At 72.1% G+C, this 20,079-nt stretch carries 21 protein-coding genes; 5 read left to right on the forward strand and 16 right to left on the reverse strand.

Annotated features, from left to right (window positions below):
* Positions 1-17 precede the first annotated feature (17 nt).
* Positions 18-782 carry a crotonase/enoyl-CoA hydratase family protein gene (locus ACSUPR_RS12520; protein ID WP_436891459.1) on the reverse strand — a complete coding sequence of 255 codons (765 nt, stop codon included), beginning with the start codon at positions 780-782 and terminating at the stop codon, positions 18-20.
* 9 nt (positions 783-791) lie between these two features.
* Positions 792-1,565, reverse strand: a complete 774-nt coding sequence (locus ACSUPR_RS12525) for an SDR family NAD(P)-dependent oxidoreductase (RefSeq protein ID WP_436891461.1) — start codon at positions 1,563-1,565, stop codon at positions 792-794.
* A 576-nt stretch (positions 1,566-2,141) separates the two neighbouring features.
* Between ACSUPR_RS12525 and ACSUPR_RS12530 the strand changes: the two genes are divergently transcribed.
* The 4 genes from ACSUPR_RS12530 to ACSUPR_RS12545 all read left to right on the forward strand — a co-directional run bounded on the left by ACSUPR_RS12530 (position 2,142) and on the right by ACSUPR_RS12545 (position 6,586).
* Complete coding sequence (locus tag ACSUPR_RS12530; protein WP_436891462.1) at positions 2,142-3,251, forward strand: cytidylyltransferase domain-containing protein; 1,110 nt, start codon at positions 2,142-2,144, stop codon at positions 3,249-3,251.
* Positions 3,248-4,165, forward strand: a complete 918-nt coding sequence (locus ACSUPR_RS12535) for an N-acetylneuraminate synthase family protein (protein ID WP_436891464.1) — start codon at positions 3,248-3,250, stop codon at positions 4,163-4,165. The genes ACSUPR_RS12530 and ACSUPR_RS12535 overlap by 4 nt, the downstream gene beginning before the upstream one ends.
* A gap of 73 nt (positions 4,166-4,238) precedes the next feature.
* Entirely contained in the window at positions 4,239-5,195 is a 957-nt protein-coding gene (locus tag ACSUPR_RS12540; protein ID WP_436891466.1) for a glycosyltransferase family 2 protein, read from the forward strand.
* Positions 5,192-6,586, forward strand: a complete 1,395-nt coding sequence (locus ACSUPR_RS12545; protein WP_436891468.1) for a polysialyltransferase family glycosyltransferase — start codon at positions 5,192-5,194, stop codon at positions 6,584-6,586. The genes ACSUPR_RS12540 and ACSUPR_RS12545 overlap by 4 nt, the downstream gene beginning before the upstream one ends.
* On the opposite strand, the gene ACSUPR_RS12550 is transcribed toward ACSUPR_RS12545, so the two are convergent.
* From ACSUPR_RS12550 to rplM, 6 genes are all read right to left on the reverse strand, one after another.
* Positions 6,511-7,761 (reverse strand): DUF6716 putative glycosyltransferase, encoded by a 1,251-nt coding sequence (locus tag ACSUPR_RS12550; protein WP_436891470.1) that lies wholly within the window; start codon positions 7,759-7,761, stop codon positions 6,511-6,513. The two genes, ACSUPR_RS12545 and ACSUPR_RS12550, sit on opposite strands and share 76 nt — an antisense overlap.
* Positions 7,751-8,773: a hypothetical protein gene (locus ACSUPR_RS12555; protein ID WP_436891472.1), complete on the reverse strand. Its 1,023-nt coding sequence runs from the start codon at positions 8,771-8,773 to the stop codon at positions 7,751-7,753. The genes ACSUPR_RS12550 and ACSUPR_RS12555 overlap by 11 nt, the downstream gene beginning before the upstream one ends.
* Positions 8,774-9,138: 365 nt before the next feature.
* Entirely contained in the window at positions 9,139-10,146 is a 1,008-nt protein-coding gene (locus ACSUPR_RS12560; RefSeq protein WP_436891473.1) for an ROK family glucokinase, read from the reverse strand.
* Positions 10,147-10,161: 15 nt separating this feature from the next.
* Positions 10,162-11,499 (reverse strand): phosphoglucosamine mutase, encoded by a 1,338-nt coding sequence (gene glmM / locus ACSUPR_RS12565; RefSeq protein WP_436891475.1) that lies wholly within the window; start codon positions 11,497-11,499, stop codon positions 10,162-10,164.
* A gap of 158 nt (positions 11,500-11,657) precedes the next feature.
* Positions 11,658-12,167 (reverse strand): 30S ribosomal protein S9, encoded by a 510-nt coding sequence (gene rpsI, locus ACSUPR_RS12570; RefSeq protein ID WP_073382370.1) that lies wholly within the window; start codon positions 12,165-12,167, stop codon positions 11,658-11,660.
* Between the two features lie 35 nt (positions 12,168-12,202).
* Positions 12,203-12,652: a 50S ribosomal protein L13 gene (rplM, locus tag ACSUPR_RS12575; protein ID WP_073382445.1), complete on the reverse strand. Its 450-nt coding sequence runs from the start codon at positions 12,650-12,652 to the stop codon at positions 12,203-12,205.
* A gap of 1,206 nt (positions 12,653-13,858) precedes the next feature.
* Here rplM and ACSUPR_RS12580 point away from each other — a divergent pair.
* Positions 13,859-14,857, forward strand: coding sequence for a hypothetical protein (locus ACSUPR_RS12580; RefSeq protein ID WP_436891477.1), 999 nt, complete (start codon positions 13,859-13,861; stop codon positions 14,855-14,857).
* A 124-nt stretch (positions 14,858-14,981) separates the two neighbouring features.
* Here ACSUPR_RS12580 and truA read toward each other — a convergent pair whose 3' ends face one another.
* From truA to ACSUPR_RS12620, 8 genes are all read right to left on the reverse strand, one after another.
* A complete protein-coding gene (gene truA, locus ACSUPR_RS12585; protein WP_436891479.1) occupies positions 14,982-15,830 on the reverse strand; it encodes a tRNA pseudouridine(38-40) synthase TruA in 849 nt (282 codons plus the stop codon).
* Between the two features lie 121 nt (positions 15,831-15,951).
* The gene (rplQ, locus tag ACSUPR_RS12590) at positions 15,952-16,443 is read right to left on the reverse strand and encodes a 50S ribosomal protein L17 (protein ID WP_436891481.1); all 492 of its coding nucleotides are present in this window, start codon (positions 16,441-16,443) and stop codon (positions 15,952-15,954) included.
* A 65-nt stretch (positions 16,444-16,508) separates the two neighbouring features.
* On the reverse strand, positions 16,509-17,531 hold the full coding sequence (locus tag ACSUPR_RS12595; protein WP_073382357.1) for a DNA-directed RNA polymerase subunit alpha: 1,023 nt from the start codon (positions 17,529-17,531) through the stop codon (positions 16,509-16,511).
* Positions 17,532-17,718: 187 nt separating this feature from the next.
* Positions 17,719-18,123, reverse strand: coding sequence for a 30S ribosomal protein S11 (rpsK, locus tag ACSUPR_RS12600; RefSeq protein WP_013156138.1), 405 nt, complete (start codon positions 18,121-18,123; stop codon positions 17,719-17,721).
* 65 nt (positions 18,124-18,188) lie between these two features.
* Positions 18,189-18,569 carry a 30S ribosomal protein S13 gene (gene rpsM / locus ACSUPR_RS12605; protein WP_220563381.1) on the reverse strand — a complete coding sequence of 127 codons (381 nt, stop codon included), beginning with the start codon at positions 18,567-18,569 and terminating at the stop codon, positions 18,189-18,191.
* 226 nt (positions 18,570-18,795) lie between these two features.
* Entirely contained in the window at positions 18,796-18,909 is a 114-nt protein-coding gene (rpmJ, locus tag ACSUPR_RS12610) for a 50S ribosomal protein L36 (protein ID WP_082206327.1), read from the reverse strand.
* A 46-nt stretch (positions 18,910-18,955) separates the two neighbouring features.
* Positions 18,956-19,177, reverse strand: coding sequence for a translation initiation factor IF-1 (gene infA, locus ACSUPR_RS12615; RefSeq protein WP_013156135.1), 222 nt, complete (start codon positions 19,175-19,177; stop codon positions 18,956-18,958).
* A 385-nt stretch (positions 19,178-19,562) separates the two neighbouring features.
* Complete coding sequence (locus tag ACSUPR_RS12620; RefSeq protein ID WP_436891484.1) at positions 19,563-20,027, reverse strand: DUF1707 domain-containing protein; 465 nt, start codon at positions 20,025-20,027, stop codon at positions 19,563-19,565.
* Positions 20,028-20,079: the final 52 nt, after the last annotated feature.

The raw sequence follows: 20,079 nt of genomic DNA on the forward strand, positions 1-20,079 counted from the left end.
CGGTGCCGTGCGCCGGGCTACTCGCCCTTCCACACCGGGGCGCGCTTCTCGGCGAAGGCCGCCGCGCCCTCCATGGCGTCGTGGCTGACGAAGACCGGGCCCGCCAGCTCGTTCTGCCTCTCCCACATCTCCGCGGTGGACCAGTCGTCCGACGCGGTGATGATCTGCTTGGAGACCCGTACCGCGAGCGGGCCGTTGGCGGCCACCCGCGCTGCCAGCTCCCTGGCGCCCTCCAGGGCGCCGCCCGGGGCGGTGACCTTGTTGACCAGGCCCAGCTCCGCCATGCGCGGGGCACCGACGAAGTCGCCCGTCAGGGCGAACTCCATCGCCAGGTTGCGCGGGACGCGGTGCTGCAGGCGCAGCAGGCCGCCCGCACCGGCGACCAGGCCGCGCTTGACCTCGGGGATGCCGAAACTGGCGTCCTCGGCGGCCACGACCAGGTCGCAGGCGAGCACCGCCTCGAACCCGCCGGCCAGGGCGTAGCCCTCGACCGCGGCGATCAGCGGCTTCCTGGGCGGGGACTCGGCGAACCCGCCGAACCCGCGGCCCTCGACCAGCGGGACCTCGCCCTTCATGAAGGCCTTCAGGTCCATCCCGGCGCAGAAGGTCCCGCCCGCGCCGGTGAGGATGCCCACCACCAGATCCTTGCGCGAGTCCAGGTCGTCGAGCGCCTCGGCGATGCCCTTGGCGACCGCGGCGTTCACCGCGTTCTTGGCCTGCGGCCGGTTGATGGTGATGACGGCGACGCCGTCCTCGGCCGTGTAGAGAACCTCGTCGGACACGGTGTCCCCTTACTTCGGAGGCATGCGGAGGGCGCCGTCGATGCGGACGACCTCGCCGTTGATGTAGCTGACCTCGAGCAGGGTGCGGGCCAGCTTGGCGAACTCGGCGGCGGTGCCCAGGCGCTTGGGGAAGGGCACCGGGGCGGCCAGGCGCTGCTTGAACTGCTCGGACGCCTCGCCCTCGCCGTAGATCGGGGTCTCCAGGATGCCGGGGGCGATCGTGTTGACCGTGATGCCGACGGCCGCGAGGTCGCGGGCCGCGGGCAGGGTCATGCCGATGACGCCGCCCTTGGAGGAGGAGTAGGCGATCTGGCCGATCTGGCCCTCGATGCCCGCGAGCGAGGCGGTGTTGACGATCGAGCCGCGCTCGCCGTCCTCGTTGACCGGCTCGGTCTTGGCGATCTCGGCCGCGGCCAGGCGCAGCACGTTGAAGGTGCCGATGAGGTTGACCTGGATGACCTTCTGGTAGCTGGCCAGGTCGTGGGGGTTGCCGTCCCTGTCGACGGTGCGGGTGGCCCAGCCGATGCCCGCGCAGGACACCGCGACGCGGAGGGGGGCGCCGGTGTCGACGGCGGCCTGGACGGCGGCCTTGACCTGCTCTTCGTCGGAGACGTCGGTGGAGACGAAGACGCCACCGATCTCCTTGGCGATGGCCTCGCCGCGTTCGGCGTTGAGGTCGGCGATGACGACGGTGGCACCGGCCGAGGCGAGCTCCCTGGCGGTGGCCTCACCGAGGCCACTCGCGCCGCCCGAAACGAGGGCGGAGATTCCGTTGAGATCCATGGGCCGCACTCTACAGAGGATGTGACCCACGCACTAGAACAGGGTTCGGTCAAGCACCCCCGCCCCGGCGCCGAAGCCGTGCGCCCCCGCCCGGGCACCCTCCGCACACAAAGGCGCCGCACATTGCCAGTGATGCGTATCACAACGAAAGAAAAACCCTTCACCACCGCCCGGACGACCGCTCGAATACCCCGGAAGATAACGAAACAGTCTACCCCGTAAACCGAGCGGACCCATGCGGCGTGTTACAAGACCCCCATCACCGGGAAGGGCACGCGGAAAACCCTCGACCGAACCCCGGAAAAGCCGGAAAACCCGTGCTCAGCACCCGGGACACCCGACGGAACCCCTTGCCGAAAAGGCGTTGCCGAGCGTAGGCGAATGCTCACGATACAGAGTACCGGGCGCCCGCATAAAGGCGATGTCCCCAGTGCGAAGAATGACGTAATCTGAGCCGACCAGACTCGGAACACCGTTCCACCCCCTCGCTCACTCCGGAGTTGTGCCTTGCGTGTCACCGCCATCATTCCCGCACGGGGCGGTTCCAAGGGAATTCCCCTCAAGAACATCGAGCCCGTGGGCGGTGTCCCCCTCATCGCACGCGCCGTCCGGTCCTGCCTGGAGGCGGGGAGCATCACCGACACGGTCGTCTCCACCGACCACCCCGCCATCGCGGCCGCCGCCCGCGCCGCGGGCGCCCGCGTGCTGGAGCGCCCGGCCGACCTGGGCGGCGACACGGTCTCCTCCGAGGCGGTCCTGCTCCAGGCGCTGGACGCCCTCGAAGCCTCCGGGGAACTCTCCGACGCCACCGTGTTCGTGCAGTGCACCAGCCCGTTCATCGACCCCGCCGACCTGGACGCCGCCGTCGCCCGCGTCACCGGGGGCGAGGCCGACAGCGTCTTCTCCGCGGTGCCCACCCACGCCTTCCTGTGGGCCCGCCGCCCCGAGGGCGCCCGCGGCGTCAACCACTCCCACACCCACCGGCCCCGCCGCCAGGACCGCGAGCCCCACTACCGCGAGACCGGCGCCTTCTACGTCGTGGACACCGCCGGGTTCCGCTCCAGCGGCCACCGGTTCTTCGGCCGCATCGACCTGTGCGAGGTCCCCGACCTGCACGCCTTCGAGATCGACACACCCGACGACCTGCGCCTGGCCCGCGCCCTGGCACCCGTCGCGGCCCCCGAGACGGCCCCCGTGGACATCGACGCCCTGGTCACCGACTTCGACGGCGTCCACACCGACGACACCGTCACCGTCACCCAGGACGGGACCGAGGCCGTCCGGGTCAGCAGGTCCGACGGCATGGGCGTCCGCCTCCTGGGGGAGGCGGGCGTGCGGGTGCACATCCTGTCCACCGAGGTGAACCCCGTCGTGCGCGCCCGCGCCGACAAACTCGGCGTCACCGTCCTCCACGGGCTCTCCGACAAGCGGGCGGCCCTGGCCTCCTGGCTGTCCGACGAGGGAATCGACCCCTCACGCGTCGCCTACCTCGGCAACGACGTCAACGACCTGGGCTGCATGTCCCTGGTCGGCTGGCCCGTCGCCGTCCCCGACGCGCACCCCGCCGTACTCGCCGCGGCACGGCTCGTCCTGACCCGCCCCGGCGGGGCCGGCGCCGTGCGCGAACTCTGCGAGCACGTACTTCTCTTCCGCGCACAGAACACAGACAAGAAGGACGCCACATGAGCACCGCCACCGCCACCGCCCCCTCCCACCTGAGAGCGGAGATCCCCGCGCTGCGCATCGGGCGCCACATGGTGGGCCCGGGCCACCCGGTGTACGTCATCGGCGAGATCGGCATCAACCACAACGGCGACCTCGGCCTCGCCAAGCAGCTGATCGACGTCGCCGCCGAGGCGGGCTGCCAGGCCGTCAAGTTCCAGAAGCGCACCCCGGAGATCTGCGTCCCCGTCGAGCAGCGGGACAAGATCCGGCAGACGCCCTGGGGCGAGATGACCTACATGGAGTACAAGCACCGGGTGGAGTTCGGCGAGTCCGAGTACACCGAGATCGCCGAGTACTGCGACACCCTGGGCCTGGACTGGTTCGCCTCCCCGTGGGACGTGCCGTCCGTGGACTTCCTGGAGAAGTTCGACGTCCCGGTGCACAAGGTGGCCTCCGCCTCCATCACCGACCACGAGCTGCTGCGCGCCCTGGCCGCGACCGGCAAGCCGATCCTGCTGTCCACGGGCATGTCGACCCTGGACGAGATCGACGCCGCGGTCACCATCCTGGGCGCCCGCAACCTAGTGATCATGCACTCCACCTCCACCTACCCGATGCCGCCGGAGGAGGGCAACCTCCGCACCATCGAGACCCTGCGCGACCGCTACCGCGTCCCCGTGGCCTACTCCGGCCACGAGCGCGGCCTCCAGATCTCCGTGGCCGCCGCCGCCCTGGGCGCCGTCGCCATCGAGCGGCACATCACCCTGGACCGCACCATGTGGGGCTCCGACCACGCCGCCTCGCTGGAGCCCACCGGCCTGCGCAACCTCGTCCGCGACATCCGCGTGGTCGAGCAGGCCCTCGGCGACGGCGTCAAGAAAGTCTTCCCGGGCGAGGAGGAGCCCCGCAAGCGCCTCCGCCGCACGACCGTCTGATCCCCCCACCCCGCTCATCCCCCACGGACCGCGCCCGGGGGCCCGCACGGGCCTCCGGGCCGAGGAGTACCCAGTGACCGCCCTCTCGGTGATCATCCCGGCCAAGGACGTGGCGCCCTACATCGGCACCGCCCTGTCGAGCCTGGCCCGCAACCACCACCCCGACTTCGAGTACATCGTCGTGGACGACGGCTCCACCGACGGTACCGGCGACATCGTCGAGACACGCCACAGGTCGCTTCCCGGGCTGCGGCTGATCCGTAACGAGACTCCGCAGGGACCGTCGAACGCCCGCAATCAGGGGCTCGCCCAGGCCAGGGGGCGGTACATCACGTACCTGGACGGCGACGACTGGCTGGCGCCCGGGTACCTGTCACGTGCCCTGGGCTCCCTCCGCGACCTGGACGTGGACTTCATCCGCACCGACCACGTACAGGTGCACGGTGGGCGGCGAGTCGTCCACCACGCCCCCGAAGCCCGGGTGAACCGCGCCCTCGACCCGCGTGGGGGCATTCTGCCCACCGACAGCAAGACCATGGTCGACTACCCCTACTCGTGGTCGGGCGTCTTCGACCGGGAACGTCTCACCGACGATCTGCTCCGGTTCGATCCGAAGCTGCACAGTTGCGAGGACCGCCCGTGGATCTGGCGGCTCCACCTGCGCGGGAAGTCGTACGCCCGGGTCCCGGAGCTCGGAGTGTTCTACCGCCGCGAGGTCGGCACCTCGCTCACCCAGATCGGTGACCGGCGCCAGCTGCACTTCTTCGAAGCCATGACGCAGGTCGTGGATGAGGTGTCCGCCGATCCAGCCGACTCCGCCTTCCTCCCCAAGGCCCTGCGCACCTTCTGCGCGATTCTGCTGCGGCAGATCGACCTCCAGGACCGGCTTTCCCGGGAGCTGCGGCTCGAACTCCATGCGCGTGGGACCCAGGCGCTGCGAGCGATGCCGATGGACCTCCTCGATCGCACCCTGCGAGAGATGGGGAGCAAGCGAGGCAAGCGCTTGCTGGCCCTCTGGGAGCGCGGATGAGCTCTGCCGTCACCCCGCCGTCCCGGAACCAGGAGACCATGACCGCCCCGCACCGCACCCAGATCTTCGCCGTCACCCGCTTCTTCGGTACCGCCAGCCTGTGCGCCTCGATCGACTCCGGCGAATTCGGCGACCACCACCGGATCCTTCTGGTGGTGGACAACGCCGCCGAGCCCGAGGCGGTGCCCTCCCTGACCGAGGCCGCCGGATTCGAGGCCCTCCGCTCCCGCTTCCACGAGGTCGTCTCCTACAACGAGCTCATCTGGCCGAACCACCCCTCGCACTGGCAGCCTCGCAACAACGACCTGCCCATGCTCCGCCGCATGCTCCGCTCCCACCTGCGGTTGGAGGGAGAGGTCGAACTGGTTCTGGAGTCGGTGCAGGTGCCGCCCGCACGAGCTCTCATGCCGCTCTTCCCCGGAGCTCCTGTGACCGTCTACGCCGACGGTCTGATGAGCTACGGGCCCACCCGCAACACCCTTCCCATGGAGACCATCACCGCCGTGGAACGGGTCCTGCACCTGGACCTGGTCCCGGGGCTGGCTCCGCTGCTGCTCAGCGAGTACAGGGTCCCCTCCCTACCGGGAGACGGCACCGCCTTCCGAGCGGTCATGGCCGAGGTCGCGGAGCGGGCGGGGCTGCGTTCCGAGACCTCCGAAGGAACGGCTCCGGCACTGGTCCTCGGACAGTACCTGTCGGCTCTGGGGTTCCTCACCCCCGAGGAGGAGACCGAGCTGGAGGTGCGCATGGTCCGGGCCTGTGCTCGGGCCGGTCACCGCCGGGTCGCGTTCAAGGCCCATCCCGCGAGCGGGGCCGACGCGCGTGCGGCCCTGGTCGCGGCGGCCGAGGCCGCCGGTTCCCGGCTGGAGTTCGTCGAGGGCTCCCTGCCCATCGAGGCCTACTACGAGGTCTCCCGGCCCGCGCTGGTCGTGAGCTGCTTCTCCACCGCGCTGAGCACCGCCTCCAGGTTCTACGGCATCCCGGTCGCCACCATGGGGACCGAGACCCTCCTGGAGCGGCTGACTCCGTACGAGAACAGCAACCGTGTACCGGTCACCATCGCCGACACCACCATGCCGCGGCTGCTGGACTCCGGGGAGAGCGTCCCGCCCGCCATCACGGAGGACCGGTACGAGAAGGACCTCGTGCCGCTGGTCCGCGCGGTCGGCTACTGCATGCAGGCCGCCTCCTACCCGCACCTGCGCGAGGAGACGGCCGCCTACCTGCTCGGTTACGAGGGCGACCTGCTGCGCCACTTCAAGCGCAAGCGGATCGCCGCCCTGGGCCTGACGGCCCCCGGAGTCCGTCCCTCCGGTCAGTTGCGCGACGCCAGCGTGCCGCGCAGGTTGGCGCGCAAGGCGCGCAGCCTCCTGCGGGCCCGGCCGAGCTGACGCACGGCCGTCGGGGGGAGCGACAGCCTCACCAGGGAGCGCGTGCGCCTGCGCTGCTGCTCGGGGCCGTCCAGCAGGGAGTCCCGCCGCGGCAGCTCCCCCCGGCGTGCGGCGGCCACCAGCGCGGTGAGCCGCCGCACCCAGTCGTTCTCGTGGACCGGGTGGAAGTAGTTGGCCCGCAGCCACGCGCCGTCCACCCGGCGGAACCGGGCGGCGCGCACGTCGTCCAGGGTGCCCAGCACCCCGCTGCCCTCGAAGACCAGGTTGATCTGCTCGGCGTTGAGCCCGAAGTCGGTGAGCACCAGCGTCGGCACGTCGAGCGCGAACGCCTCCAGGGCCGCGGTCGAGCTGACCGTCACGAACCCCACCGCGTCCTCCAGGTACTCCACCATCGGCCCGGTGCGGAACGCGACCGCGTCGGCGCGGACCTCTCCGCGAGCCGCCAGGTAGCGCCACAGCGCCTCGTAGTGGTACCTCTCCCTGTGGGTCTGGGCCTCGTCCTCCCTGGCCCGGAGCTTGACCACCACCTCCAGGTCGGGGCGGGCCCCGGCGAGCGCGGCCAGCGCCAGCAGCACCTGTTCGCGCTGCCCCTGCCCCGCGGGCACCTTCGCCTGGGAGGCGAACACCACCCGCGGGCGCCCGGTGCCGTTCCGGGGCCGGGCGTCGGGCAGGAACGGCAGGGTGGCCAGGCCGACCTCCCCGGTGGCGCCCAGGCGGGCGCCCAGCTCGGTGAACTCGGCGACCTCCCGGTGGCTGTGCAGCACGAACAGGTCGGCCGTCGAGCGGTACAGCCAGGCGCGCTCGGTGGCGGGCACCGAGATGCCGGGCAGTCCGGAGACCAGCACCGGCCGGTGCTCCCCGACCAGGGCGTGGGCGAGCGCGTCCACCACGGGGCCGGTGCAGTTGAGCATGAGCACGTCGGGGCGCTCCCGCAGCAGCCGGCTCCTCAGCTCCAGGGCCCCGCGAACCGGCACCTCGCGGCCCTGGAGCGGGGTCCCGGCGACGGCGGCCCGGACCTGGTCGGCGGACGGTGCGACCGGCGAGCGGACCACCGCCAGGTCGGTGTCCCAGCCCCCGCCCGGAAGGGCGCCCAGCAGGGCCGCCGACCACTTGAGGTAGGAATCGGAGTCGGCGATCGCCATGACCCTGATCCGTCCGTCGCCCTCACGTTCCACCCGCGTGCTCCTCATCGTTGACCAGGGCGGTGGTCACCGCCAGATCCTCGCGCAGTCCCGGCGAGGCCAGTTCCGTCCACCAGTGGTCGGGCACCCCGTCCGTGCCGATCGACGCCCCGCGCACCAGCAGCCGCAGGGACACCAGGGCGGTGGAGGGCAGCGACCGCACGGTGTGCCCGGGGCCGAGCCCGCGCAGCGACAGCTCGACGGGTACCCCGGTGCGCACCAGCCGCGCCCGCGGGTCGGCCGCCAGCAGCTCCAGCACCCGGGGGTCCTCCCGCCGGTGCGGGTGGTAGGCCACCGGCCCCCGGGCGAGCTGGTGCTCCAGCCAGCCCAGGTAGTCGGGCAGGCGGACCAGGCCGTCGTTGACCAGGGCGGTCCCCAGGACGATCCGCTGCTCGGCGGGCGGGGTGTGCTCGGGCAGGGAGCGCAGCAGGGGGAAGTCGTGGGACACCACCCGGATGCCCACGGCGGCCGCCGCCTCCCGCAGGTCGCCGGGAAGGGGGAGCATGGTGAACACGGTGAGGCGCCCCTCCTCCGCGGCGCGGCGCAGGACGCGCCCGGCCGCCGCTCCCAGGGCCAGCCGGGTCGGGGTGCGCCGCACCCGGGCACGCAGCACGGGCTGGACGGCGGGGGCGGCGAGCAGCCGCAGCAGGTGCCACACGGCCAGTCCGTCGTCGACCAGGACGAGGCGGCAGCGGGGGGCGCGCAGAAGCAGCCGCTGTACCTGGCCGGAGAACGCGTCGCCGATGACCCAGGTGAAGTCGGCGCTGCGGGGGCGGGTGGGGCGGCGGGCGAGCGCGGCGGGCGGGGTCGCGGGGAACAGGCGGCGCAGGGCGGCGTGGACGCCGGGCAGCCCGGTGGCGTCCTGGCGCAGGAGGATGCATCCCTGGGTGGACAGTCCGTGCGCCGCGTAGGCCTCCACGGCGGACAGGAACTGGAGCGGGGATTCCACCCACGCCGACCCGTGCCCTTCGAAGGCCCAGGGTACGTCCGTGGGAAGAGGGTTCACGACGTGGCTTTCCGGGATTGATCAGACACGAGGGTTTCCAGCGTACACAGCGGATATAACGACCGCTGAACGGAGTACCGCCCGCCCGGAACCGTCTTCCCGGCCCTGGGGCCGAGGCGGCTTCCCGGGTTCCGCCCCGCCCGGCCGCCGCCGGACGCTGTCTTCCCGCCGTGGTGGCGACGGCCGGATCACAGCGGGCTCAGGAATCGACGCCGGAGGTCTCGACGACCGCCGGGCCGCTCCCCGACCGGTTCGTGCCACCGCCCGGCGGGTGGACCGCCGGTGCCGTGCCCGCCCCCTCCCCATGGCGGTCGGCGTCCGGGGACTCGTCGACCGACGGGTCCGCGCCGGGAGGCGAAGCCGGGTCAGCGGCGGCGGGTGGGGCGGCGGCGCCGGGACGGCAGGGCGTCGCGGGCCAGCTCGGCCGCGCCGACCAGCCCGGCCTCGTTGCCCAGGGCGGCGGCCACCACCCTGGCCTCGGGGCGGTAGCCCCGGCCGGTGAGACCGCGCTCGAACGCCTCCCGGGCCGGTCCCAGCAGCAGGTCGCCCGCTTCCGAGACGCCCCCGCCTATGACGAACAGCTCCGGGTCGAAGGCCGCCGCCAGATTCGCCAGCCCCGCCCCCAGCCACTGGCCCGCGTCGCGCATCAGCTCGGTGCAGGCCCGGTCGCCCTTGCGCGCGAGCTCGCTCACCAGGGGTCCGGTGATCCGCCCCGCGTCGCCCGCCACCGCCTGGTGCAGGGCCCGGGCCACCGGCGACTCGGCGGCCACCAGCTCGCGCGCCTCCCGGGTGAGCGCGTTGCCGCTGGCGTACTGCTCCCAGCAGCCCCGGTTGCCGCACTCGCAGCGGTGCCCGCCCGGGACCACCGTCATGTGGCCGAACTCACCGGCCAGGCCGTACCGGCCGCGGTACAGGCGCCCGTTCAGGACGATCGCCCCGCCGATGCCGGTACCCAGGTTGACCACGACCACGTCGTCGACCCCCTGGGCGGCACCGGCGCGCACCTCCGCCCACGCGGAGGCGTTGGCGTCGTTCTCCACCACCACGGGCAGGCCCAGGCGGGAGGACAGCGCCTCCCGCAGCGGCTCCTCCCGCCAGGACAGGTGGGGGGCGAACAGCACGTTCGCGCGGCGCTCGTCCACGAACCCCGCCGCCCCCACGCCCACGGCGCGCACCGGGTACCCCGAGCGCAGCTCCTCCACCACCGACACGATCGTGTCCTCCACGACCGCCGGGCTCTTGCTGCGCTCGGGCGTCTCGGTGCGCACCCGGGCCAGCACCCTTCCGCTCGGGGTGACCACCCCGGCGGCGACCTTCGTCCCGCCGATGTCCACCCCGACCGTCAGGGCGTGCCCGTACCGCGTCCGGTCCATGGCCCCGTTCCCCGGTCAGCCCAGGGCGGAGCGCACCACCCCGGCGAGGTGCTCGGCGACCGCGGTCGCCTGCTCCTGCTCGGGTGCCTCCACCATGACGCGGACCTTGGGCTCGGTGCCGCTGGGACGGATGAGGACACGGCCGGTCCCGCCCAGCTCCTTCTCGGCCTCGCGCACCGCGGCCCACAGCTCCTCGGAGTCGGCGGCGCGGGACTTGTCCACGTCGGGGACGTTGATGAGCACCTGCGGCAGGCGGGTCATGACCTTGGCCAGCTCCGCCAGCCCCTGCCTGCGGTGCGCCATCGCGGCCAGCAGGTGCAGGCCGGTCAGCACCCCGTCCCCGGTGGTGGCGTGGTCCAGCAGGATGACGTGCCCGGACTGCTCCCCGCCCAGGGAGAACCCGCCGCGCTTCATCTCCTCCAGGACGTAGCGGTCGCCCACCGCGGTCTCCGCCACGGAGATGCCCTCGCGCTCCATGGCCAGCTTGAGGCCGAGGTTGGACATGACCGTCACCACGAGGGTGTCGCCGGCCAGGCGGCCCTCCTCCTTGGCCTCCGAGGCCAGGATCGCGAGGATGTGGTCCCCGTCGACCACGTTGCCCCCGGCGTCCACGGCCAGGCAGCGGTCGGCGTCGCCGTCGTTGGCGATCCCCGCGTCGGCGCCGTGCAGCCGCACCGCCTCCTGGAGCTTCTCCAGATGGGTGGAGCCGCACCCCTCGTTGATGTTGTGGCCGTCGGGCGCGTCGCCGATGGCGACGACCTCGGCGCCCGCGCGGCGCAGCGCCTCGGGGGCCACCAGGGCGGAGGCGCCGTGGGCGCAGTCCACCACGACCTTGAGCCCGGCCAGGGAGTGGGGGACCGAGGCCAGCACGTGCCGGATGTAGCGCTCGGCCCCGTCGTCGGCGTCGGTGACCCGACCCACGGCCGCGCCCACCGCGGGGGTCGAGGGCACGCCCAGCAGCCCCTCGATCTCGTCCTCCAGGGCGTCCTCCAGCTTGTGGCCGCCCCTGGCGAAGAACTTGATGCCGTTGTCCGGCGCCGGGTTGTGGCTCGCCGAGAGCATCACGCCGAAGTCGGCGCCCAGGTCCCCGGTGAGGAAGGCCACCGCCGGGGTGGGCAGCACCCCCACCCGGACCACGTCCACGCCCGTGCTCGCGAGCCCGGCCACCACGGCGGCCTCCAGGAACTCGCCGGAGGCGCGCGGGTCGCGGCCCACGACGGCCCTGGGGCGCCGCCTCTCGATCCCCGCCGCGAGCACCCTCGCCGCGGCGATGGACAACTCCAGGGCGAGCGTGGCGGTCAGGTCGCGCCCGGCGACCCCGCGTACACCATCCGTACCGAACAGCCGTCCCACAGGCGACAGCCCCCTTCAGGCAGTGGCGCCGCGTCGGGCGCCGAGAAGATCAGTGTGACCCACAAGCCACGCGAAAAGGAAAAACCCGTACGACGCCCCCGGTGACGGGGACGACGTACGGGTCGAAGCTCAGCCGAGCGCGAGCCGGCGCATGAGCCTTAGCGCTTGGAGAACTGCGGCGCCTTGCGGGCCTTCTTGAGACCGGCCTTCTTGCGCTCCACCTCGCGGGCGTCGCGGGTCAGGAAGCCGGCCTTCTTCAGGGTCGGGCGGTTGTTCTCCGGGTCCAGGGACGCCAGCGCGCGGGCGATGCCGTGGCGCAGGGCGCCGGCCTGGCCGCTGGGGCCGCCGCCGCTCATCCGGGCGAAGACGTCGTAGGCGCCTTCGAACCCGAGGGAGACGAAGGGCTCCTTGATGGTCTGCTGGTGGACCTTGTCGGGGAAGTAGACCTCGAGCGGCTTGCCGTTGATCTTCCACTCACCCGCGCCGGGCGCGATGCGCACGCGGGCGATGGCCGTCTTGCGGCGGCCGGTGCCGGCGCTGGGGCCGGAAGCGGTCGGCACGTAGGCGGCGACCGTCTCATCGGACTCGCTCGTGTACTCGGAGGGGAACTCCTCCGGGTTCTCGGCGTACTCCTGCTCGATGTCTTCGATACCGGTGGGCTCGACCACGGTTCTCCTCGTGTTTCTGTGAAGCTCGCGAACGCCTAGGCGGGCTGCTGGATCTTGCTGATTTCGAACGGAACCGGCTGCTGGGCCTGGTGCGGGTGCTCCGAACCGGAGTACACCTTCAGCTTCTTGGCCATCTGGCGGCCGAGAGAGCCCTTGGGCAGCATGCCCTTGACGGCCTTCTCGATGGCCCGCTCGGGGTTCTTCTCCAGCAGCTCGGCGTAGCCGACGGAACGCAGACCGCCGGGGTAGCCGGAGTGCCGGTAGGCCCGCTTCTGCTCCAGCTTCTTGCCGGTGAGGGCGACCTTGTCGGCGTTCACGACGATCACGAAGTCGCCGGTGTCGATGTGGGGCGCGTAGTACGGCTTGTGCTTGCCCCGGAGGAGCGTGGCAACCTGGCTCGCCATACGCCCGAGCACGAGATCGGTGGCGTCGACAACGTGCCACTGACGCTGAACATCGTTTGGTTTGGGGCTGTAGGTGCGCACGATCGTTTGCCTTCGCTCTTCAGTCGGCTGCCCCATCCCCCTGGTTCGGGATGGTGGACTCGTATTACGAAACACACCCGCGGGCGCGGGGCGTTTGGACCGGACGTCCCGTGCCACATCTTCAGGACGGTCCGGTGGTGAGTGCGCAGACGATGGTGCGTGGATCGGCACCGGGATTCAGTGAAAGTCCCGGGGCCCACGGCAACTCAAACGCACGACGGAATATCCTACTGGCCACCGTCGCGCAGGTCAAAGCCAGCGGTTGGGGCAGACCGGCAGGACCACGCTCGGCGGGGAAAGCGCCGGCACGGGGTCACATCCGTGACCTCTCCGTCTTTCATTATGCCCGTTGCGTGGAGTGCTTCGTCCTTTCCGCGCCCGGGTGTTGGCTACCCTTGCACCGAAAGGCCGGTCTCCGCCCGGAACGACGGGCGCCGACGAGATGCCCGTCACCCCGGCACGCCAGCGGAAACATCGCGGGCACGGGCTTTGGTCAAGTCCCATTCCCCAACGCCTCCGGAGACTCCCATCAGTACCCATCCGAACCCGCCACAGTACGGTCCCGACGGGCCGGAGCCCGGTGACGGCCAGGACCTGCTCGGTTCCCCCCACCCCGACCAGTACCCCTCCGGTCCGCAGGGCGGTCGACCACTGCCCGGCCAAGGCTCGCCCTCCGGTCCGCAGGCGCAGCACCCCGCGTTCCCCCCGAGCGGGCCGCAGCAGGGCTTCCCGGGACACCAGGCCGCCCCCGGCCCGCAGACGCCGCAGGCGTCACCTCAGGGCCCTCCGGGCGCCCCCGGCCTGCCGCCGGGCGTGCAGCCGCCGCAGAACCCGTACGGCGCGCCCGTCGGACACCCCCAGACGGGTCCCCAGACGGGACAGTACCAGGGCGGTCTGCCCCTCCCCCCGAACCAGACGCAGGGCGGCCCCCTCCCCCCGGCGCAGACCCAGGGCGGCCCGCTGCCGCCCGCCGGGCCGCCCCCGGGCGCGCCGGCGGGACCGGGCGCCCAGCCCTCCGGCCCCCACTTCCCGCAGCCCCCGCAGGCCCGTCCCCAGCCGGCACAGCCCCCGCAGGCCCAGCTTCCCCCGGCCCCCTACGCCGCGCCCACCGGCGGCCAGCCGTCCATGGCCCCGCGCCCGCCGGCCCCGGGCCAGGTCCCGCACGGACAGGGGCCGCACGGCCAGGTCCCGCAGGCTCCGGGACCGATGGCGCCCCAGGGGCAGCCGATGGGCCCCGGCCCGGGACAGATCCCCCCGGCGCCCTACGGCGCGCCCACCGGCGGCCGTCCGCCCATGGCCCCGGTGCCGGGCGCCCCGGCGGGCCCGCCCCCCGGCGCGGTGCCCCCGGTCCCGCCCGCCTCCGAGCCGGTGTTCCCGGCCGACGCCATGGGCGCCACCCAGCACATCGCCGCCGTCCCCGCCGGCCGGGGCGACAACCGGCCGCTGTTCCGGGACGAGGTCCCCGAGGACGCCGGTGCGGACACCGCCCAGTTCGACGTCCGGGCGATGAACGACTACGACGAGTACGACGACGGCGGCTACGACGACCACGACCGCTACGACGACTCCGCGGGCAGGCGCCGCAAGGCGCTGATGGTCGGCGGGTTCGCCCTCGCCCTCGTCCTCGTCGGCGGCGGCACGTTCTACTTCGCCAGCGGCGGCCTGGGCGGCTCCTCCGACAACGCCACCACCGTCTCCAGCGAGGAGGACGACCCGGGGACCCTGACCGCCGACGCCCTCTTCCCCGAGACCCTGGAGGTCGAGGGCCAGGGCTCGTTCACCCGGGTGGCCGTGGAGGACGGCGAGGACTGCGCCGCCGGGGCCCACGGCGACTACGGCACCGTGCTCGCCGACAACGGCTGCCGCCAGCTGGTCCGCGCCTCCTACCTGAGCGAGGACGAGGGGCAGGCCGTCACCGTCGGCGTGGCCGCGATGTCCGACACCGACGGCGCCGCCACCGCCCTGGACGCCCAGAACCTGGAGGAGTCCCAGTGGTTCGCCGGGCTGGCCGGCGAGGAGGGCACCCCGGCCGAGCGCCTGGGCCACGCCGGCGGCCACGGCAGCGGCGGACAGTGGGGCCGCTACCTGCTCTTCTCCCTGGCCACCAACAGCGACGGGACCGCCGAGGGCGCCGACGCCCTGGCCCCGGTCAGCGAGGGCTTCCTGGAGGAGGCCTACGAGAGGCTGTCCGAGGACCGCGGCTGACCCGCACCGCAACGCCGAAGGGGACGTCCGGACGGACGTCCCCTTCGTGCTGTCCGGCGGTCGGCTCCCCCGCCGCCCGGCACCGCGGGCACCGGGCCGGCCGGGAGGCCCCGCCGGAGGCGCCTCAGGCGGAGTGGCCGGGGCAGGGCAGCTCGCGGACCCGGCGGGTGGCGCCGGCCCTGGCGGCGAGCTCCCCGTCGGCCGGGTAGCGCACCTCCTCCAGGCTCAGCCCCTGGGGGCCGACCACGTGCACGGCCGGTTCGCGCACCCCGGCGCCCAGCACCCGCGCGGGCCAGTCGACCCCGCGGCGGCCGTCACCGACCGCCAGCAGCGCGCCCACCAGGGCCCGGACCATGTTGTGGCAGAACGCGTCCGCCTGGATCGTGCCGTGCAGCAGGTGGTCGTCCACCCGCTCCCACTCCAGGAGCAGCAGCTCCCGGATGGTCGTGGCGCCCTCCCGCTTCTTGCAGAACGCCGCGAAGTCGTGCTCCCCGCGCAGCAGCTCCGCGGCCGCGTTCATGCGGTCCGCGTCCAGCGGGTTCTTGTGCCACAGCACGTCCCTGCGCAGCAGGGGGTCCACCCCGTACGGGGCGTCGCTCACCCGGTACAGGTAGCGGCGGAACAGCGGTGAGAAGCGCGCGTCGAACCCGGGCGGGGCGGGGCGGGCCGCGGACACCCGCACGTCCGGCGGCAGCACGCCCGCCAGCCTGCGCAGCACCCGCTCGCCCTCGCGCTCCCACGTCCCCGCGGGAACGTCGGCCTGGGCCACCTGGCCCCGGGCGTGGACCCCGGCGTCGGTGCGCCCGGCACAGGTCAGCGTCACCTCCGGCAGGCGCAGTACCCGGGCCAGCGCCGACTCCAGCTCGCCCTGGACGGTGCGCCGGTTCGGCTGCACCGCCCACCCGGAGAAGTCGGTGCCGTCGTAGGCCACGTCGAACCGGATCCGGATCGTCGGCTCCGGTGCCTCGTTCATCTCGTCCGTCACATCGATCCCATCGACGCCTCAGAGAAACACGAGTGCCCGACCCCTGTGGGATCGGGCACTCGTCCGGTCGGTGTGCACCCGGGATGCGCCCGTGTGCCTCACGCCCGACCTACTTGCTCTCGGAGTTCTCCTCGGCCGGGGCCTCGGCGGCCTCGGTGGCCTCCGCGGTCTCTTCGGCCTTGGTCTCCTCGGCCTTGGTCTCCTCGACCGGCTCGGCCGGAGCGGCGGCGGCCGGCTTGGCGGCCAGCGCCTCGACCAGCTCGATGACCGCCATGGGGGCGTTGTCGCCCTTGCGCGGACCGATCTTGGTGATACGGGTGTAGCCACCGGGACGGTTCTCGTAGCGCGGGCCGATCTCGGTGAAGAGCTCGTGCACCACGGACTTGTCCGTGATCTTGGTCAGCACCTGGCGGCGGGCGTGCAGGTCACCGCGCTTGCCGAGGGTGATGAGCTTCTCGGCGTAGGGGCGCAGGCGCTTGGCCTTGGCCTCGGTGGTGCGGATGCGGCCGTGCTGGAACAGCGAGGTGGCGAGGTTCGCCAGGATGTGCCGCTCGTGAGCGGGCCCGGAACCCAGACGGGCGCCCTTGGTAGGCGTGGGCATGGTGTCGTTCTCCTAGTGATGCGGTCCACGGCCGCACTCGGCCGGGGACCATGGGGCGACGAAGGTCAGTACTGCTCCGTCTCGACGAAGGACTCGCCCTCGTCGTCCTCGGAGCCGAAGGAGTCGGCCGCGGTGCCGGGGTCGAATCCGGGCGGGGAGTCCTTCAGCGACAGGCCCATGTCGACGAGCTTCTGCTTCACCTCGTCGATGGACTTGGCACCGAAGTTGCGGATGTCCAACAGGTCCTGCTCGGAGCGGGCAACCAGCTCGCCAACGCTGTGGATGCCCTCACGCTTGAGGCAGTTGTAGGAACGGACCGTGAGGTTGAGGTCCTCGATCGGCAGCGCCAGGTCGGCCGCCAGGGCGGCGTCCGTCGGCGACGGGCCCATGTCGATGCCCTCGGCGTCGACGTTGAGCTCGCGGGCCAGACCGAACAGCTCCACCAGCGTCTTACCGGCACTCGCCACGGCGTCGCGGGGACGGATGGCGGGCTTGGTCTCGATGTCGACGATCAGGCGGTCGAAGTCGGTGCGCTGCTCGACTCGGGTGGCCTCGACCTTGTAGGTCACCCGCAGGACCGGGGAGTAGATGGAGTCGATCGGGATCCGACCGATCTCCTGCCCGGCCTGCTTGTTCTGAGTCGCGGAGACGTAGCCGCGGCCGCGCTCGACCGTCAGCTCCATCTCCAGCTTGCCCTTGCCGTTGAGCGTGGCGATGTGCAGGTCGGGGTTGTGCACCTCGACGCCCGCCGGCGGAGCGATGTCCGCGGCGGTCACCACACCCGGGCCCTGCTTGCGCAGGTACATCAGCACCGGCTCGTCGTGCTCGGAGCTGACGACCAGGCCCTTGAGGTTGAGGATCATCTCCGTGACGTCCTCCTTGACACCGGGCACGGTGGTGAACTCGTGCTCGACGCCCTCGATCCGGATGCTGGTGACGGCCGCACCCGGGATGGAGGACAGGAGGGTCCTGCGCAGAGAGTTCCCGATGGTGTAACCGAAGCCCGGCTCCAGCGGCTCGATGACGAACTTCGAGCGCAGGTCCGAGATCGGCTCCTCGGTCAGCGTGGGACGCTGTGCGATCAGCATGGTCCGTGTTTCCCTTCCACATGGCCGCCCGCTATTTGACGGCCACCGAACGGGCACCGGCGAGGTGCCCGCGTTCCCACTCGGATTCCTACCCGGCCCGCGCGGTCCCGGATCGTCTCCGGGCCCGGCGCGGGTTCAAGCGCGGCGGGGCGCCCGCGCGGTAGGACCGCGGGCGCCTCGGCCGGGATCAGACCCGGCGGCGCTTGGGCGGACGGCAGCCGTTGTGCGGCACCGGGGTGACGTCCTGGATCGAGCCGACCTCCAGCCCGGTCGCCTGCAGCGAGCGGATGGCGGTCTCGCGGCCCGAGCCCGGACCCTTCACGAAGACGTCGACCTTGCGGACGCCGTGCTCCTGGGCACGGCGGGCGGCGGCCTCGGCGGCCATCTGCGCGGCGTAGGGGGTCGACTTGCGCGAACCCTTGAAGCCCACCTGGCCGGAGCTGGCCCACGAGATCACGGCACCGGTCGGGTCCGTGATGCTCACGATCGTGTTGTTGAACGTGCTCTTGATGTGAGCGTGTCCGTGGACAATGTTCTTCTTTTCCTTGCGGCGCACCTTGCGCGCGGCACCCTGACGGCCCTTAGGCGGCATGAGCGAAACTCCCAGAGATCATCGGTCCGTTGTTTTCTCGGACGCGGTCGAAAGGTCCGAGCGGACTACTTCTTACCGGCCTTCTTCTTACCGGCCACGGTCTTCTTCTTGCCCTTGCGGGTGCGCGCGTTGGTCTGGGTGCGCTGACCGCGGACCGGGAGGCCGCGGCGGTGGCGGATGCCCTGGTAGCTGCCGATCTCCATCTTGCGACGGATGTCGGCCTGCACCTCGCGGCGCAGGTCACCCTCGACCTGGTAGTTCGCGCCGATCCACTCGCGCAGCTTGACCAGGTCCTCTTCGGACAGCTGGTACACGCGGGTGTTGCCGTCGACACCGGTTTCCTTCAGGGTCTCGAGCGCGCGGGTGCGGCCGATCCCGAAGATGTACGTGAGAGCGATCTCCACCCGCTTGTCGCGGGGAAGGTCGACGCCTTCAATACGTGCCATGTGGGCGAAACTCCATCCATGCCTTCGCGGAGGTCTGACCCGCTCCACCCTCTCGTCGCCCAATCGACGAGGCCCCGGCCTCCGACCGGGGGTTCTCCCCGGGCCCGCCGCGTGAAGCGGCTCCCGGAGATCGGAGCAGGTTGTTCGTTGTGTGTTGCGGTCCCGTGCCGGGGAGTACCCCCCGATCGGGTCCGTACGGCGTCAGCCGCGGCCGGCGGGCCGGGTGTTAACCCTGGCGCTGCTTGTGCCGCGGGTCTGAGCAGATGACCATGATCCGACGGTTGCGACGGATCACGCGGCACTTCGCGCAGATCTTCTTGACGCTCGGCTTGACCTTCATGGTGACTCCGAACTCGGAGCCGTCCCGGCCGTGAGGCCCGGACGGTCTACTTGTAGCGGTAAACGATGCGCCCGCGCGTGAGGTCGTACGGGCTCAACTCCACGACGACGCGGTCGTCGGGGAGAATGCGGATGTAGTTCATCCGCATCTTGCCGCTGATGTGGGCAAGGACCTGGTGCCCGTTGTCGAGCTCTACCTTGAACATCGCGTTGGGTAGGGACTCGACAACGGAGCCCTCGATCTCGATGGCGCCGTCTTTCTTGGCCATGTCCTCCACGCCTCGCTCATCAACTGGTCGATCATGACAACCCGACGCGACCCCGGTGTCCCTTCACATGACGCGAAGGCACCGACGACGGGGGGACCCGCGTCGCCGACACCGAGGACACTGGAAGTTCGGGCCAACTGCAGAGCGGTACGTCACTGGAAGGACGTGGTGCGAAGAAGGCAGACTGACCCAACAGCCCGCGTATGGGCAATGACAGTCTATCCCCTCGGGGCAACCACTCCGGACCGGCGACCCGCGCAGCCTCTCCCGGAACGCCGCCGTCCGCCGATCTCTTCCCGCAACCGCGCCGCCGAGGGTCCCGCCGCTCCGCCCCGCAGGACCCCGCGGGCCGCCGCGCGCCGCTCCGGGCGCCGCACGGTCCGGTTCAGGCCTCCTCGCCCTCGTCCCGGCGGCCCCGGCCGGAGGCCAGGACCCCGACCGTGGCGACACCCATCACGATCCCCCAGGGCCCCATGACCCACAGGAACCACGGGTAGTCGTACTCCGTGGTCAGGAAGAGGATGAGCCAGATCACGAAGCAGAGGACGTTGACCCCTGCGTAGAGCATCCAGGGCACCATGAGCGCCGGGTCTCGCAGGGTCAGCACCGGTGCGGGCGCCCCCTCCTCCCGGCGGGGCGCCGCACCGCGGACCTCCGCCAGGTCGCGCTCGGGCAGGTCGCGGGTGACCACCTCGAGCTCGCCCACGGTCCGCGCCTTGTAGGCGCGGCCCAGGCGCTCGGTGAACTCCTCGTGGTCCAGGCGGCCCTGCGCGAAGTGCTCCTGGAGGAGCTGCGCGACACGGTCGCGGTCGGCGTCGGACGTGCGGGTCGACGGAACCGGGTCGGACACTGCGCACCTCGCATCCCGTGAGTGCTGACGCCCCCCGCACCGTACGGCGGGA

Origin of the sequence: Nocardiopsis dassonvillei, assembly GCF_964273065.1 — a bacterium.
Taxonomy (GTDB): Bacteria; Actinomycetota; Actinomycetes; order Streptosporangiales; family Streptosporangiaceae; genus Nocardiopsis; species Nocardiopsis dassonvillei_B.

Coding starts and splice junctions, on each gene's coding strand:
- ACSUPR_RS12535 (WP_436891464.1), top strand. CDS start 3,248: ATGAGCACCGCCACCGCCACCGCCCCCTCCCACCTGAGAGCGGAGATC.
- ACSUPR_RS12595 (WP_073382357.1), bottom strand. CDS start 17,531: ATGCTGATCGCACAGCGTCCCACGCTGACCGAGGAGCCGATCTCGGAC.
- ACSUPR_RS12560 (WP_436891473.1), bottom strand. CDS start 10,146: ATGGACCGGACGCGGTACGGGCACGCCCTGACGGTCGGGGTGGACATC.
- truA (WP_436891479.1), bottom strand. CDS start 15,830: ATGAACGAGGCACCGGAGCCGACGATCCGGATCCGGTTCGACGTGGCC.
- ACSUPR_RS12525 (WP_436891461.1), bottom strand. CDS start 1,565: ATGGATCTCAACGGAATCTCCGCCCTCGTTTCGGGCGGCGCGAGTGGC.
- rpmJ (WP_082206327.1), bottom strand. CDS start 18,909: ATGAAGGTCAAGCCGAGCGTCAAGAAGATCTGCGCGAAGTGCCGCGTG.
- infA (WP_013156135.1), bottom strand. CDS start 19,177: ATGGCCAAGAAAGACGGCGCCATCGAGATCGAGGGCTCCGTTGTCGAG.
- rpsM (WP_220563381.1), bottom strand. CDS start 18,569: ATGGCACGTATTGAAGGCGTCGACCTTCCCCGCGACAAGCGGGTGGAG.
- rpsK (WP_013156138.1), bottom strand. CDS start 18,123: ATGCCGCCTAAGGGCCGTCAGGGTGCCGCGCGCAAGGTGCGCCGCAAG.
- ACSUPR_RS12580 (WP_436891477.1), top strand. CDS start 13,859: ATGGCGCCCCAGGGGCAGCCGATGGGCCCCGGCCCGGGACAGATCCCC.
- rplQ (WP_436891481.1), bottom strand. CDS start 16,443: ATGCCCACGCCTACCAAGGGCGCCCGTCTGGGTTCCGGGCCCGCTCAC.
- ACSUPR_RS12545 (WP_436891468.1), top strand. CDS start 5,192: ATGAGCTCTGCCGTCACCCCGCCGTCCCGGAACCAGGAGACCATGACC.